Source organism: Candidatus Palauibacter sp. (assembly GCF_965213655.1).
In the GTDB taxonomy this organism is placed as follows: Bacteria; Gemmatimonadota; Gemmatimonadetes; order Palauibacterales; family Palauibacteraceae; genus Palauibacter.
Map to the genome: position 1 here is coordinate 2,076,829 of NZ_CBDBZT010000003.1, position 14,723 is coordinate 2,091,551.

The window sequence follows — 14,723 nt, forward strand, 5'->3', positions numbered from 1 at the left end:
AAATACCGGCACCCGTTAACCACGAATCAACTCAGCCACGGTTGCCCTCGCCCCACGCGGAGGTGAGGGGCTCCCCGTCGATGAAGCGGCCGGGGCGGAAGGGCGAGAGGTCGATCGTTGGCGCCTCGCCGCAGATCACATCGGCGAGCGCTTCGCCGATGGGCGGGCCGAGCTTGAAGCCGTGGCCGCTGCCGCCGAAGAAGGCGTAGTAGCCCTCCAGGCCCGGCTCCGTACCCACGATCGGGTGCCAGTCGTCCGTGATCGTGTAGAGCGAGGCGTAGCCGCCCAGGTGCCGGGCGCGGGACAGAGCGGGGATTCTCTGGAACAGCGGGCGCTCGATGCGTTCGCGCACCTCCGGATCGAGGGCCGGATCGCACTCGTCGGGATCCACCGGCTCGATGTCCTTGGGCGCCCCCAGCCCGACGATGAGGCGATCTTCGCCGTGGGGTCGCAGGTAGACGCGCAGGCCCGGGTCCGAGACTACGGGGAGAGCGCCGAAACCGGCCGGCATTTCCACGAAGAGATCGCTCTCGCGACTCCAGCGCAGCGAGTACTTGAGTCCGAGCCACGAGCCGACGCGACCGGCCCAGGGGCCGGCGGCATTCACGACGACGTTCGTCGCGATCGTCCCCTCCTCGGTCTCCACTGCGATCACCTGGTCTCCGTGCAGGCGGACGCCCGTGGCCGCGATGCCGGCGCGGGGTTCGAGTCCCCATGGGCGGGCCGCCGCCACGAGGCTCTCCACCGTCCGCGTGGGGTCGGCGTAGCCCGAGCGAGGCTCGAGGATCCCGTACGACACACCGTCCAGCGAGAGTGGCGGTGCGCGGTCCGCCACCTCGTCCACGGTGAGGCGTTCGACGTCGATGGCGTGGCGACGCTCGGATTCGAGGATGTGTTCCCCGGCGGCGCGCAGGCGCTCGCCAATCAGGAGGAGGAAGCCGATGGGCCGGAACCCGCAGTCGCCGCCGAGCAGGTCCCGGTCGTTCTCGAACATGTGAAGGGCCCGTTTCGCCAGTTCGAGCGTGATCGGATTCGAGTAGTACGTGCGGACGATCGCGGCGGAGTGCCCCGTGCTCACGCCCGCCAGGCGTCCCTTCTCGAGCAGGACGACGCGGCCGAACCCCTTCTTCGCGAGGAAGTGGGCGGCGCTGGCCCCCATGATCCCGCCCCCGATGACGACGGCATCGGCCGTCTTCGACCCCGGAGTGGTCGCCCCGCTCATCCGCGCAGTCTCTCGGTCTCCGCGAGGTCGACGGCCCATTCCCCTGAGTTGATCGCCACGCCGTAGGCCTGCCGCGCCCGGGCGCGCGAGATCTTGCCTTCGCGCACGTCCCGGAGCACGGCCTCCGGGTCCCGCTCGTGAGCCGGTCCGAATCCGCCGCCGCCCGCCGTCTCGATCCGCACTCGATCGCCGGCCGCCAACTGCACCGTCGCCTTCGAGCCGAGATCCCGCGCCTCTCCTCCCGAGATCAGCCGGTAGCTCGCCACCCTCCCGTCGCCGCCGCCGTGCAGGCCGTGGGCCGGGAACCGCGCGCGGTCGGCCAGCGTCGTGAACGTCGGCTCATGACCCACGAACTCGTACTCGCGGCACAGCGCGAGGCCGCCCCGGTGCCGACCCGCCCCCTCCGAGTCGGGCACGAGGCTGTACTCGTGGATCCGCACCGGATAGTTGAGTTCGGTCTCCTCGATGGGCGCGTTCTGGGTGTTCTGGATGTGGGTCTGGACCGCGTCCGGGCCGTCGGCATCGTGCCGCCCGCCGTACCCGCCCGCGAGCGTCTCGAGGAAGCAGTAGTACTCACCGGTCGCCGGATCCTCGCCACCGAATCCGACGTGGCAGATCATCCCCTTCGTTCCCGCGGGCACGCACTCCGGCATGGGGTCGGCGAGCGCCCGGAACATGATGTCGCACAGCCGCATCGCGACTTCCCACCCACCGACCACCCCGGCCGGCGGCCGGACGTTCACCGCGGATCCCTCGGGCGCCACCACCTCGATCGGGCGGTAGAAGCCCTCGTTCAGTGGGATGTCGGGGTCGACCAGGCACTTGAGCACGTAGACGCAGGCGGTGAAGCACTGCGTCAGGTTGCAGTTCATCGGCGCCGCGCGTTGCGCGTCGGTCCCCGTGAAATCGAAGCGTGCGGTCGAGCCGTCGAAGCGGATCCGGACCTTCAGGTGCACGGGCTCCCCGGTGATCCCGTCGTCGTCGAGGCACCCCTCCGCCGCGAACTCTCCCCGCGGAAGCTCCGCCAACTCCGCCCGCAGCCGCCGCTCGCTGTACTCGATCATGCGGTCCATGTAGGAGCGCAGCATCTCCGGGCCGTAGCGCTCCCACAGCGCGGACAGCCGCCGCAGCCCGATCTCGTTCGCCGCCTGCTGCGCCCGCAGGTCGCCCGCCACCTCCTTCTTGGCGCGCACGTTGGCGAGCATGAGCTTCAGCACGTCGTCCACCAGGTCGCCGCCATCGAAGAGCTTCACGACGGGCAGGATGATCCCCTCCTGGTAGATCTCCCGGAACGCCCCGATGCTCGCCGGCGCCCCGCCTCCCACGTCCACGTGGTGACAGCAGTTGGCGACGTATCCCACCCGTTCGCCCCCGTGGAAAAAGGGGGTGATGAGGAAGACATCGTTGAGGTGGCTCGCCTGCCGGTGCGGATCGTTGACCAGCAGCCCGTCCCCCGGACCGAGCGTCCCCTCCCCGTGCTCGGCCTCGTACTCGGCCACCGCGCGCGGGACGAGCCGCCCGATCGTCACCAGGTGCGCGGGCTGGCAGAAGGCCTGGGCGATCATCCGCCCGTCCGCGTCCACGAAGGCGCACGAATAGTCGAGCCGCGTCTTGATGTTGGTCGAATAGGCGGTGCGCTGGAGCGTGACCGACATCTCCTCCGTCGCCTCCACGAGCGCGTTCCGGATGACCTCGAACAAGACCGGATCCACGGTGCCCCCGGCGCGGCTCTCAGGCTGCGGCATTGCGGCCCCCCGTTCGAGTTTCGAGACGCGCCCCGATCCACAGAATCAGGATCGTGAGGGGAAGCCCGACGAGGATCGGGTCCAGTTCCCAGATGATGACGACGGCGCCCACCTCGCGGATCGCCCCGAACGTCTGCCACGCGGCCTGGATCCCGGCGCCGATGAGCATCGCCGCCATGACCGTCCGCGGCGCCTCCCGCAGCGATGGGAAGAGGACGATCCCGATCAGCGCGGGGGCGACCGAGGCTCCCATGATCCGTCCCCCGATCCAGAACAGTTCGATGAGAAGCGGCAGCGCGAGGTAGAGCGCGGCCGCCAGCGCCCCTACGAGGAGGACGTTGAGGCGGTACACCCACAGTTGTCGGGCGGCGCTGGCCGTGGGGGCGATGAAGCGCGCGTACAGATCGAGCGTGAAGTTGGAGGCGATCGTGTTGATCGTGCTGGAGAGCGTCGACATGCTCGCCGCCAGCACGCACACGACGACGAGGCTCGCCAGTTCGTTCCCCGCCGCCCCGAACGCGAGCGTGACGAAGGCGTCCTCCGCCGCGAGGCCGGGCCCGTAGATCGTCCGGGCGACGATCCCGATCAGCGGCGGCGTCATGTACCAGATCGAGGCGATGACCCCGCCGTAGAGGAATCCTCGCCGGGCCACATCCGCGCTCCGCGCCGCGAATCCGCGCTGGATGAGCCCCTGGTAGGCGCCGGTGATCGCCAGACCGATGACGATCCACGCCAGGACCTGTGTGACGCCGGCCCGCCCGAAGATGTCGATCAGCGCCGGATCGACGTTGGCGCTCAGCCCGCCGAACCCTCCGGCGGCGGCGAGTCCCGCCACCAGCACGGCGATCGAACCGGCCAGGATGATGAAGAACTGGATCGCGTCGGTGGCCATCACCGCCCACATGCCGCCCAGAAACACGTAGACCGACGTCACGCCGAGCCAGAGGAGGAGCGACTGGGCCACCGAGAGGCCGAGGACCGCTGTGGTGACGAGGGTCAGCGCGCCGATCGTCCCCGCCGTGACGCCCATGTCCCGCAGGATCACGAGAAAAAGCGAGACGATCCGGTGCCGGGGGCCGAAGCAGCGGCCGAAGAATTCCGGGATCGTGATGACGCCGGTCTCCCACAGACGCGGGATGATGAAGTACGCGATCCAGATCGTGCCCAGCATGAAGGAGCCTCCGCTCCAGTACGCGTCGAGGCCGAAGTCCGCGCCGAGCGCCGAGATCCCGATCAGCGTGGTCCCGTTGATCCAGGTGGCGGCGACGGAGAAGGCGATGAGCCACACCCCCGAGTTGCGTCCGGCCACCGCCATGTCCTCGACGGAGCGCACGCGCCGCCGGAACCACACGCCGATCCCCAGCATGAGGGCGAGGTAGCCCCCGATGAGCCACCACGAGAGCTGCACGCCATCCATCATCGCGTGCCCCCCGGCCTATCCACGCAGGAGCCAGCCCCAGAGCCCGATGTAGCCGAAGCCCAGGAGCACGAGGATGAGGAGCGCCAGCCAGGGCTTGAGGCGCCCTCCGCGCGAGTCCGGCCCGTTCACGCAGCGCCCCCCGTAGAGATGAGGAGGTTCCCGAAATCGTCCACTGCGGCACGGTACCCCGCATGCACGAGCGTCGTGGAGTCGACTTCCTCGATGATGGCGGGCCCCGGGACGATGTGGCCCGCCGACAGCCGCGCCCGGTCGTAGATCGCGGTCTCGACGAAGCCGCCGGCGTCCGAGAAGAACACCTGCCTCATCCCCCGCTGCGCGTCCGACAGGCCCCCACCGTTCGAGCCGATTCTCGGGAGCCGCGGCCGCGCGATCCTGCCGATGGCCGTGACGGTGAAGTTCACGAGTTCGACGGGCTGCTCCGGGTACCCGTGCCCGTATGCCCGCTCGTGCTCCACATGGAAGCGGCCCACCGCGTCGGCCAGCGCCGCGGCGTCCAACCCGGCAGTGTCCAACCCCGCGTCCGCCCTCCCGGCCGCGCCGTCGTGCGGCAACGGCACCGCCACCTCGGAGGACTGTCCGGCATACCGCATCTCGATTCCGCGCCGGAAGTCCATCTCCTCGGGGGCCACGCCCTCGCGTCGGAGCGTGCGCCGACCCTCCTCCTCCATCCCTTCGAAGAGCGACCGGATCCGCGCCGTGAAATCAGCGGGCACCCCGTCCGCGGCGGCGGCGGACATGACCTGCGTGCGCGAGAACTCGTGCCTCAGGTCCGTGACGAGGAGGCCCAGGGCGGAGGCCGTCCCCGGACTCGGGGGGATCACGAGCGCCGGAATCTGCATCTCCATGCAGAGCCGGTTCGCGTGCAGCGGTCCGGCCCCTCCGAAGGCGACCATCGTCAATTCCCGCGGGTCGTTGCCCCGGCGCACCGTCACGAGCCGCAGCGCGTTGATCATCGTCGCGTTCGCGATCTCGATGATCCCGTTGGCCGCCTCGATCGGGTCCAGGCCCAGCGGGTCGGCGCACCGTTCGCGGATTCCCGCGGCGGCCGCCTGCACGTCGAGGGCCATCTCGCCGCCGAGGAAGTAGTCCGGGTTCAGCCGACCGAGCACGAGGTTGGCGTCCGTGATCGTGGGCTCCGTCCCGCCCCTCCCGTAGCAGATGGGCCCCGGGTCGGCGCCCGCGCTCCGGGGTCCCACACGGAGCCCTCCGCCGGCGTCCACCCAGGCGAGGCTCCCCCCGCCCGCACCCACTTCCACGAGATCGATGACCGGCGTGCGGATCGGGTAACCGGCGGCCCGCGTCATCCCCTGCCCCGGCTGGGCCTGCGCGCCCACCTCGTATTCCTTCGTGACCCTGGGACTGCCATCGAGGACGAGGCCGGCCTTCGCCGTCGTCCCGCCCATGTCGAAGGAAATCAGATCCTCGTGGCCCAGCTGGCCCGCGATGAAGTTGGCGGAGACCACGCCCGCGGCAGGTCCCGACTCGACCATGAACACCGGTTTGCTCGCCGCCTGTTCCGCGGTCAGCACCCCACCGTTGGACTGCATGACGAGCAGCTCGGCCTCCAGTCCGGCGCGACCCAGCCCCTCCTCGATCCCGGCCAGATAGCGCGCCACCACGGGGATGATGCAGGCGTTGATCACACAGGTACTGGCCCGGAAGTACTCCCGGAACTCCGGACACACGCTCGATGACAGAGATATGAGAAGCTCCGGATCCTCTTCGCGAAGGATCTCGGCGACGCGCGTCTCGTGAACGGGGTTCGCGTAGCCGTGCAGGAGACACACCGCCACGGACCGGACGCCTTGCTCCCGCAGCGCCGCGGAGATCTCCCGGACGGCGTCCTCCTCGAGAGGCCGGAGCACCCCGCCGGCCGCGTCCAGTCTCTCCGGCACCTCGTAGCACAGGTCGCGCGGGACGAGCGGGCGGAGCTTCTCGAAGTGGACATCGTAGAGCGAAGGCCGGACCTGGCGGGCGATCTCGAGCATGTCGCCGAAACCCTCGGTGGTCACGAAGGCCGTCTTCGGCGTCTTCCCCTCGATGAGCGAGTTCGTGGCGACGGTCGTGCCGTGGACGAGGTGGGAGATGGCCCCGGGATCGACCCCGCCCGTCTCGAGCGCGCGCTCCACCGCCGCCATGAAGCCGATGGAGGGATCGGCGGGCGTGGACGGGACCTTGGCCGTATCGATGCGCCCCGTCTGCTCACAGATCAGGACCGCGTCCGTGAAGGTGCCGCCCACATCTATCCCGAGGTGGAACTGGTTGCCCGTCATCGCGCCACCAACCTTCGACGCGGCCGCTTCCCCGGACAAGGCGCGCCGCCGAGCACGATCGAGCGTGCCGCTGTCCGCCGCGTCTGGACGCTCCGGACCGGACCCATAGGTTGGGAATCGCGGGGCCATCGTCGCGGATCGTCCCCTCGCACACGCACCGGAGGAGGCCACATGGACCGCAGATCGTTCGTTCGAGCCGGGCTGGCGGGAGCGGGGATGGCCGGACTGGGCGCCGCGTTCGACCCGGAGGCGCTGGCCGGGAGCACCGAAGCCCGGGATCGCGCCCTCTCCGCGGAGGCCGACGGGGATGTGGTCATCGTGAAGGACGTGCCGGTCCCCATGCGTGACGGCCTCGACCTCATGACCGACCTCTATCTGCCGGCGGAGGACGGCGTCCCGCTGGAGGAACCCCTTCCTGCAGTCCTCGCGCGGACCCCCTACGACAAGATGCGGCCGATCTCGATCGACCACGCGATGTTCTTCGCGCGCAACGGCTACGTCTCGGTAGTCCAGGACTGTCGCGGGCGCTTCAACTCCGGGGGAGACTTCTTCCCCTTCGTGCAGGAGCCGGAGGACGGCTACGACACGGTGGAGTGGGTCGCGCGGCACCCGTCCTGCGACGGGCAGGTGGGCACGTACGGCGTCTCTTACCAGGCGTGGGTCCAATTCGAGACCGCGACGCTGAACCCGCCCGGGCTCAAGACGATGATCCCGTACGAAGGGCCGACGAACGCCTACACCTACAGCATGAAGTGCGGCGGTGCCCTGGGTCTGGGGCTGCTGCAGTGGATTCTGTCCGTCGCGTCGAACGGGAACGAGGCGCGGGCGAACCCGCAGATCACCGAGGCGATCGACGAGATGCGCACGGGGCAGACGTTCCTCGAGTGGGCGTCGCGCATCCCGTGGCGGCGCGGAGAGACGCCCCTCAGCCTCGCACCGACCTACGAGGAAGCCGCCTTCCAGCTCTACTTCGAGAACTACGACTACAGCGACTTCTGGCGGCAGCCGGGTCTGGGCATGGACGAGCACTTCGCGTCGTACCCGGACATGCCGATCCTGTGGGTGGTGGGCTGGTTCGACTGGTATCCGCGCACGATCAGCGACGGCTACCAGGCGATGGTCGATTTGGGGCGGGAGAACCAGCACATCCTCATCGGGCCGTGGACGCACAACAACTTCGCCTCGTCGATCGGGGACGTGAACTTCGGCACGGAGGGCGCCCGGGTCGTCACCTACGATGACTACCTGAACCTCGAACTGCGCTGGTTCGACCGCTGGCTCAAGGGCGATGACAGCGCTGATGTGTGGGCACCCGCGAAGTACTTCATCATGGGCGGCGGCGATGGCCGGAGGGCCGAGAACGGCCGCATCAACCAAGGCGGCGAGTGGCGCTACGAGGAGAGCTGGCCCCCGGCTGTGGCTCAACCCACCGAGTTCTATCTGCACGAAGGAGGAGCGCTCGCTCCGGAGGTGCCGTCCGCGCGCTCTGCCTCGACGACCTACACCTACGACCCGCGCAACACGGTCTCGAGCAACGGCCGCTGCATCGTGGCGTACGGACCGGCGCTCGAGTTCGGGTTCCAAGGGATGGGCCCCCGCGACCAGATCGAGATGGAGACGCTGCCCGGCCACGGGATCCCCGGCATGCCGATCGCCTCCCGCCCGGACGTGCTCGTGTTCCAGACCGACCCGCTCCCCGATGACCTGACGATCGCCGGAGACATCACTGCAGTCCTCTTCATCTCATCCGACGCGCCAGACACCGACTTCTACGTGAAGCTGCTCGACGTCCATCCGACGAGCCCGGACTACCCGAGCGGGTACGCGTTCCCGGTCTCCGAGGGGATCCTCCGCGCGCGCTACCGGGACGGGTTCGAGCAATCGGTGCTCATGACGGAGGGCGAGGTCTACCGGCTCGAGTTCCCGCTCGAGCCCTCGGCGAACCTGTTCAAGGCGGGACACCGCATCCGGGTCGATGTCTACAGCAGCAGCTTCCCCAACTTCGACATCAACCGGAACACGGGGGATCCGCGCGACCGCCGGTGGCGCGTCGCGAACAACACGGTCCACCACGAGGCCGCAAACGCCTCGCACGTCCTGCTGCCCCTGATGCCGTAGCGAGCGTATCGGGCCGCGACGCTACCTCTTCGGCGTCCCCGCGGCCCAGTCGAGGGCGATGGGGTTGGTGGGCAGCGCTCCGATGTCGACGATTCGGCCGCCCTTGATGACCACCGAGAGCTGCCGGATGTTCGCGATGTCGGCGAGCGGGTCCGCGTCGAGGACAACGATGTCCGCCGCCTTCCCCGCCTCCAGCGTGCCGTACTCGTCCAGCGCCTTGCTCGCGATGGCGCCGTTCTTTGTCGCGGCGACGATCGCCTCCGACGGCGTCATGCCGAGTTCGACCAGCCCCTCGATCGCGAAGATCGTGCCCAGGCCCGGCAGCTGGTGCTCCATGTTCTCGGGTTCATCGCGCAGGAAGTCCGCGGCCACACCGCCGCGCCCGAAGAGCGTGTTGTCGGTGCCGACCGTCACGATGCAACCGGCCTCGATCAGCTTTTTCGCGTTCGTGCGCTTCGTCGTATAGCGCCCCTCCATCACGGATCCCGGCTGCGGGAGACCGGTGTCCTGGACGCGGCGGCGGATCTCCGCGGTCGTCGGGGGGATGCGCCGCCGGCGGTCGGAGGCCTGGACCTCGGCGAGATCCTCCCGCGCGCGCTCCATGTTGCGGACGTGGAACTGCCAGCTGGGGCCCGTGAACTGGTTGATGAGCATCGAGCACACGATGTCGCGCTCCACGATCATGTCGACGAGTTCATCGGTGATCGTGCGGTTCCCGACGTTGTCCGGGTGCTGGATGAGGTCGATGCCGGCGAGGATCGAGAGGCGCAGGCCCTCAAGGCTCGTGGCGTGGGTCTCGGCGATGAGTCCGCGCTTGTGCGTCTCCTCGACGATCACCCGCTGGGCGCGCGGCGAGAAGGAGATCCCCGCCGGATAGTTGAAGTGGTGCGTGGCGCCGTACTTGATGAAGTCGGGCCCGTGATCGAGGTAGCCGTTGATCGCGACGCGCAGTTCGTCGGGCGTCATGTGCATCATCTCTTCGCCGCTTCCGAGCGTGACCTCGTCGTTCATCCGCTCGGCGAAGAAGCTGATCTCCGACTCCGGGAGCCCGGCGAAGGTCTCCGAGGCGGGGCCGCCCCAGCCCACGATGTTGCCGGCGAGGTACGTGCGCGGGCCGATCTCCTCACCCGAGTCGATCTTCTTCTTGACCCGCTGCATGGGACGCAGGACGCCGTAGCTGTCCCGGACCGTCGTCACGCCGTGCTTGAGGTGGAGTTGAAGCCCCTGGAGGATGACCTGCTCGTGGTGCGCCCAGTACGCCGCGTGCTCCTCGACGCGGCCTCCGCGACCGAAGGCGAGCGACATGTGGACGTTGGTGTCCACGAACCCCGGCGTGACGAACTTGCCGGTTCCGTAGATCACCTCCGCGCCGCCGGGGACTGCGACGTCGGCGCTCGGACCCACCGCAGTGATACGGTCGCCCTCGATCACGAGGGTCCCGTCGGCGATCGGGGCGCCTCCGTTTCCGTCGATGATCGTCGCCCCGACGATGGCCAGCGGCGTGGAGGCCTCCTGGGAGACCGCCGAGCCTGGCGCGGAGAGGAAGGACAGGAAGGAAACCGCCGTGACAACCGTTCGTGAGCCCATGGTTCCTCTCCTCCGGGGAAACGTCTCTATCCCGTACGTAGACTCCGCGCGCTCTCGGGCATCTCCCACCAGGTCCAGCCGCGGCCGAAATGGCCGAAGTCGAAGTGGTTCGGGTGCAGGCATTCGGCGAGGATCTCGGCCGACTCGACCACGCGGGGGCCGGGGCGGTTGAAGTACTGGTTCCCGTCCGTCATCACGACGCGTCCGTTGCGGACGGCGGACAACTGTTCCCACTCGGGGCGTGTGACGAGAGCCGTCATCTCGCGGCGGGCGCGTTCGAGGTCGAAGCCGCACGGCATGATCGCGATCACGTCCGGGTCGACCTCGACGAGCCGTTCGATCTCGACGTAGCCGGAGTGCTTCCCGGCTTCACCGAGCGGGTCCGTGCCGCCGGCGATCTCCACCAGTTCCGGGACCCAGTTCCCCGCCATCATCAGCGGGTCGGTCCACTCGATGCAGCCCACCGAGGGGCGGGACTCCAGGGATCGCGTGCGGGCGCGGAGCGCATCGAGCCGGGCCGTCAGCCGAGCCACGAGTTCGTCGGCGCGGGCCGGCTCCCCGAGCGCGGAGGCGACGGAGCGGATGTCCTTCCACACATCCCCCAGCGCCATCGGCTCGAGCGACACGATGGCCGGGTTCGAGGTGACGAGTTCGCACACGGCGCGCTCGACGTCCTGCAGGCTGGCGGCGCACACCTCGCACTGCGTCTGCGTGACGATGACGGTCGGGGCAAGCTGGTTCAGTAGATCCGGATCGACCCGGTACACCGAGAGTCCGTCGCCGACGAGCGAGCGGACCTGGTCGTCGATCTCCTTGCTGCTCGCCTCCACCTTCACCTTCGAGGAGCAGCAGGCGGGGAGGCGCTCGACGCCGGGCGGGTAGTCGCATTCGTGGGACCGGCCCACGAGTGCGTCCTCGAAGCCGAGGGCGCACACGATCTCCGTCGCGCTGGCGATGAGCGAGACGACGCGGTGGGTCATCGCGCCACCCTCAGGTACGGCTGGATGCCAAACGGTACCCGGGGACGGCGGTCGGCTTCGTCAGGGCGACGCGACTGAACAGGACCGGCAGGAAGACCGCCATGCTGACCAGCGTGTTCCGCAGGTACGGAATCGCCATCACGTAGCACTCGACGAGGCCGGCGAAGTTGAGCGGATAGATCGCGCCGCCGCCGAACGCCCACACGCCGAAGTTGCTGAACACGAAGAACGCAAGCGACGACCCGAGCCCCGCGCCGGCGACGCGCTTCCACGACCGCCCGCGCCGGAGGGAAAAGCCGATGAACGCGACGAGGGCGACCGAGAGATAGATCACCGGCTGGTGCGCGTAGAACGCCCAGTCGGCGCGTCCGGTGAGTGCCCAGACCCCGAGGTCTCCGAGCAGCCAGGCCGCGAACGGGACCAGGTACGCCATGCGGGCCCGCGCGAACATGGCTCCGCCGAACAGGCAGAGAGGCAGGAACGGCGAGAAGTTCCACGGATAGACCGTGTTGCCGGGCTCGACCGTCATCCCGAACTGCGCCAGCACGTAGGGAATCAGCCGCACGGCGACGCTCACGGCGAGCAATGCGAGGATCACGGACAGCCGAGGTTTCATGGTCCCAATCCTCCGTGTTCATGGCTGGGCAAAAAAAATCGGGGCGGCGAGATTTGAACTCGCGACCTCCTGAACCCCATTCAGGCGCGCTACCGGGCTGCGCCACGCCCCGACGTGGACCGTGAAGCTAGCTTGTACCGTGATAGGGTCAAGCTGACGGCCGAACGGTTCGGCCCGGGAACGAGAGAGGAGTGAGTAAGAGAAACTGAGCGTAGCGCCCCCATCGTCATATCCATATATTTGGATTTATGGATACGATGATCGCCCAAGCGCCGGCGCCGACACGGGACCTTCTCTCCCGCTTCGAATCCCTCGGGGACGAGAACCGGCTCCGGATTCTCACCCTGCTGGACCGTAACGAGTTCACGGTGTCGGAACTCGTCTCCGTCCTGCAGCTGCCGCAGTCCACGGTTTCGCGTCACCTCCGGGTGCTCGCGGACGATGGCTGGGTGCGCCGGCGGCAGGAGGGGAAGACCCGGTACTACCGGATGGACGGCGAACTCGAGTCGGGGGCCCGGGAACTCTGGCGGCTGGCGGAGGGGAGCCTCGCCGGCGCCCGCTGGATCCGGGACGATGCGGAACGGGCCGAGAGTGTACTCGCAGAGCGCCGCGGGCGCGCCGCAGCCTTCTTCTCGGAATCTGCGGCCGAGTGGGACACCCTCCGCGATGACTTGTTCGGGAGCGACGCACGGTTCGCACCGCTCTTCGGTCTGTTCGATCCGGAGTGGACCGTGGGGGACCTCGGCGCGGGGACCGGAACGCTCGCAAACATGATTGCACCCTTCGTGACGCGAGTCGTCGCGGTCGACCGGTCACCGGAAATGCTGGCGGCGGCGGCTGTACGCCTTGGCGAGCGCGACAATGTCGACATCCGCGAGGGCGAACTGGAATCGCTCCCGATCGACGACGATGCACTGGACCTCGCCGTGTTGATGCTCGTGCTCCACTTCGCGCTGGACCCCGGACGGGTGCTGGCCGAAGCGGCCCGCGCCCTGGCCCCGGGCGGACGCCTGCTCGTGCTGGACATGCGCGCGCACGAGAGAGACGAATACCGGGAGACGATGGGCCACCTCTGGCCCGGCTTCACCGAGGATCAGATGCGGGACTGGACGCGTCTCGCCGGCCTCGAAGCGTACCATCACATTCCGCTCGCGCCGGAGCCCGAGGCGTCGGGGCCGGCGCTCTTCGCCGCCACCGCCCGGAAAACTGTCTGAAAGCTGTCTGAACCTGCCTGAACACCGAAGGAGATACACGATGGAAAGCGCCGTACTACACGACATGACCGAGACCGCCGCCGGCCGGCTTCCGTTCAAGGTGGCCGACCTGAGCCTGGCGGAGTGGGGCCGCAAGGAGATCCGGCTCGCCGAGCACGAGATGCCGGGGCTGATGTCCGTGCGGGCGGAATACCGGGACGCGCAGCCGCTGGCGGGACGGAAGGTGATGGGCTCGCTGCACATGACCGTGCAGACGGCCGTCCTCATCGAGACGCTGGCCGATCTGGGCGCGGACGTGCGCTGGGTCTCCTGCAACATCTTCTCGACCCAGGATCACGCGGCAGCAGCAGCAGCCGTGGGCCCCGACGGCACGCCCGACGACCCCCGCGGCGTCCCGGTCTTCGCCTGGAAGGGCGAGACGCTCGAGGAGTACTGGTGGTGCACGGAGCAGGCGCTCCTGTGGCCCGACGGCTCGGGACCCGACCTCATCGTCGACGATGGCGGCGACGCGACACTTCTCCTCCACCGCGGTCTCGAGTTCGAGAAGGCGGGGGAGATTCCGGCCCTCGATCCCGAGACGGAGCCGGAGGAATGGGGCGTCATCCTCGAGACGCTGCGCCGGATCGCGGCGACGGATCCCGGACGCTGGGGACGCACGGCGCCCGCGATCCAGGGGGTGTCGGAGGAGACGACGACCGGCGTCCATCGCCTGTACGAGATGGCGTCGGAGGGCACGCTTCTCTTCCCCGCCATCAACGTGAACGACTCGGTGACGAAGTCGAAGTTCGACAACATCTACGGGTGCCGTCATTCGGTCATCGACGGGCTCAACCGAGCCTCGGACGTGATGATCTCGGGCAAGACGGCGGTGGTGTGCGGCTACGGCGAGGTCGGGAAGGGGTGCGCGCAGGCGCTCAAGGGCCAGGGCGCGCACGTCGTCGTCACCGAGATCGACCCGATCTGCGCGCTGCAGGCCGCGATGGAGGGCTTCCAGGTGCGGACGCTCGAGGACGTGGTGGAGACGGCGGACATCTTCATCACGGCGACGGGCAACCGCGACGTGATCACCTCCGGGCACATGGCGCGCATGAAGGACAAGGCGATCGTCGGAAACATCGGCCACTTCGACAACGAGATCGACATGGCCGGTCTCGGGAAGGCCGGCGTAACCCGGAACAACATCAAGCCCCAGTACGACGAGTTCGTGTTCGAGGACGGGCACTCGGTGCTCATCCTCTCCGAGGGGCGGCTGCTCAACCTGGGGAACGCGACGGGGCATCCGAGCTTCGTGATGAGCGCGAGCTTCACCAACCAGGTGCTGGCGCAGATCGAACTGGCGCGGAACAATGGCGCGTACGAGCGGCAGGTCTACATGCTGCCGAAGCATCTGGACGAGAAGGTGGCGCGCCTGCACCTCGATCACCTCGGCGCCCGCCTGACGGAAATGACGGAGACGCAGGCCGACTACATCGGCGTACCGAAGGATGGTCCGTTCAAGCCGGAGCATTACCGCTACTAGAGTTGAGG

At 68.6% G+C, this 14,723-nt stretch carries 10 protein-coding genes and 1 tRNA gene; 3 read left to right on the forward strand and 8 right to left on the reverse strand.

Translation table 11 applies throughout. The features are described 5' to 3' along the window. Window positions 1–31 precede the first annotated feature (31 nt). The 4 genes from ACOOGH_RS11310 to ACOOGH_RS11325 form a co-directional block, all read right to left on the reverse strand. Window positions 32–1,222, reverse strand: a complete 1,191-nt coding sequence (locus ACOOGH_RS11310) for an NAD(P)/FAD-dependent oxidoreductase (protein ID WP_420449019.1) — start codon at window positions 1,220–1,222, stop codon at window positions 32–34. Continuing rightward, window positions 1,219–2,967 (reverse strand): hydantoinase B/oxoprolinase family protein, encoded by a 1,749-nt coding sequence (locus ACOOGH_RS11315; RefSeq protein WP_420449020.1) that lies wholly within the window; start codon window positions 2,965–2,967, stop codon window positions 1,219–1,221. Before ACOOGH_RS11315 ends, ACOOGH_RS11310 begins: the two co-directional genes overlap by 4 nt. Beyond that, window positions 2,954–4,387: a sodium:solute symporter family protein gene (locus tag ACOOGH_RS11320; RefSeq protein WP_420449021.1), complete on the reverse strand. Its 1,434-nt coding sequence runs from the start codon at window positions 4,385–4,387 to the stop codon at window positions 2,954–2,956. The genes ACOOGH_RS11315 and ACOOGH_RS11320 overlap by 14 nt, the downstream gene beginning before the upstream one ends. A 125-nt stretch (window positions 4,388–4,512) precedes the next feature. After that, entirely contained in the window at window positions 4,513–6,681 is a 2,169-nt protein-coding gene (locus ACOOGH_RS11325; protein WP_420449022.1) for a hydantoinase/oxoprolinase family protein, read from the reverse strand. Window positions 6,682–6,852: 171 nt separating this feature from the next. On the opposite strand from ACOOGH_RS11325, the gene ACOOGH_RS11330 reads away from it, so the two are divergent. Further along, window positions 6,853–8,799: a CocE/NonD family hydrolase gene (locus ACOOGH_RS11330; RefSeq protein WP_420449023.1), complete on the forward strand. Its 1,947-nt coding sequence runs from the start codon at window positions 6,853–6,855 to the stop codon at window positions 8,797–8,799. Window positions 8,800–8,820: 21 nt separating this feature from the next. On the opposite strand, the gene ACOOGH_RS11335 is transcribed toward ACOOGH_RS11330, so the two are convergent. From ACOOGH_RS11335 to ACOOGH_RS11350, 4 genes are all read right to left on the reverse strand, one after another. Beyond that, the gene (locus ACOOGH_RS11335; RefSeq protein ID WP_420449024.1) at window positions 8,821–10,386 is read right to left on the reverse strand and encodes an amidohydrolase family protein; all 1,566 of its coding nucleotides are present in this window, start codon (window positions 10,384–10,386) and stop codon (window positions 8,821–8,823) included. A gap of 26 nt (window positions 10,387–10,412) precedes the next feature. Then, the gene (locus ACOOGH_RS11340) at window positions 10,413–11,366 is read right to left on the reverse strand and encodes a cobalamin-binding protein (RefSeq protein WP_420449025.1); all 954 of its coding nucleotides are present in this window, start codon (window positions 11,364–11,366) and stop codon (window positions 10,413–10,415) included. 10 nt (window positions 11,367–11,376) lie between these two features. Beyond that, a complete protein-coding gene (locus tag ACOOGH_RS11345) occupies window positions 11,377–11,982 on the reverse strand; it encodes a DUF6580 family putative transport protein (protein WP_420449026.1) in 606 nt (201 codons plus the stop codon). Window positions 11,983–12,020: 38 nt separating this feature from the next. After that, window positions 12,021–12,094 (reverse strand) — tRNA-Pro (locus tag ACOOGH_RS11350). Between the two features lie 145 nt (window positions 12,095–12,239). Here ACOOGH_RS11350 and ACOOGH_RS11355 point away from each other — a divergent pair. Both ACOOGH_RS11355 and ahcY read left to right on the forward strand, forming a co-directional pair. Next, window positions 12,240–13,196, forward strand: a complete 957-nt coding sequence (locus ACOOGH_RS11355) for an ArsR/SmtB family transcription factor (RefSeq protein ID WP_420449027.1) — start codon at window positions 12,240–12,242, stop codon at window positions 13,194–13,196. 40 nt (window positions 13,197–13,236) lie between these two features. Then, the gene (ahcY, locus tag ACOOGH_RS11360) at window positions 13,237–14,715 is read left to right on the forward strand and encodes an adenosylhomocysteinase (protein WP_420449028.1); all 1,479 of its coding nucleotides are present in this window, start codon (window positions 13,237–13,239) and stop codon (window positions 14,713–14,715) included. The last annotated feature ends 8 nt before the right edge of the window (window positions 14,716–14,723 follow it).

Excerpts from the sequence above, each read along its gene's own strand:
- ACOOGH_RS11310 (WP_420449019.1), bottom strand. The coding sequence starts at position 1,222 with ATGAGCGGGGCGACCACTCCGGGGTCGAAGACGGCCGATGCCGTCGTC.
- ACOOGH_RS11315 (WP_420449020.1), bottom strand. The coding sequence starts at position 2,967 with ATGCCGCAGCCTGAGAGCCGCGCCGGGGGCACCGTGGATCCGGTCTTG.
- ACOOGH_RS11320 (WP_420449021.1), bottom strand. The coding sequence starts at position 4,387 with ATGATGGATGGCGTGCAGCTCTCGTGGTGGCTCATCGGGGGCTACCTC.
- ACOOGH_RS11325 (WP_420449022.1), bottom strand. The coding sequence starts at position 6,681 with ATGACGGGCAACCAGTTCCACCTCGGGATAGATGTGGGCGGCACCTTC.
- ACOOGH_RS11330 (WP_420449023.1), top strand. The coding sequence starts at position 6,853 with ATGGACCGCAGATCGTTCGTTCGAGCCGGGCTGGCGGGAGCGGGGATG.
- ACOOGH_RS11335 (WP_420449024.1), bottom strand. The coding sequence starts at position 10,386 with ATGGGCTCACGAACGGTTGTCACGGCGGTTTCCTTCCTGTCCTTCCTC.
- ACOOGH_RS11340 (WP_420449025.1), bottom strand. The coding sequence starts at position 11,366 with ATGACCCACCGCGTCGTCTCGCTCATCGCCAGCGCGACGGAGATCGTG.
- ACOOGH_RS11345 (WP_420449026.1), bottom strand. The coding sequence starts at position 11,982 with ATGAAACCTCGGCTGTCCGTGATCCTCGCATTGCTCGCCGTGAGCGTC.
- ACOOGH_RS11355 (WP_420449027.1), top strand. The coding sequence starts at position 12,240 with ATGATCGCCCAAGCGCCGGCGCCGACACGGGACCTTCTCTCCCGCTTC.
- ahcY (WP_420449028.1), top strand. The coding sequence starts at position 13,237 with ATGGAAAGCGCCGTACTACACGACATGACCGAGACCGCCGCCGGCCGG.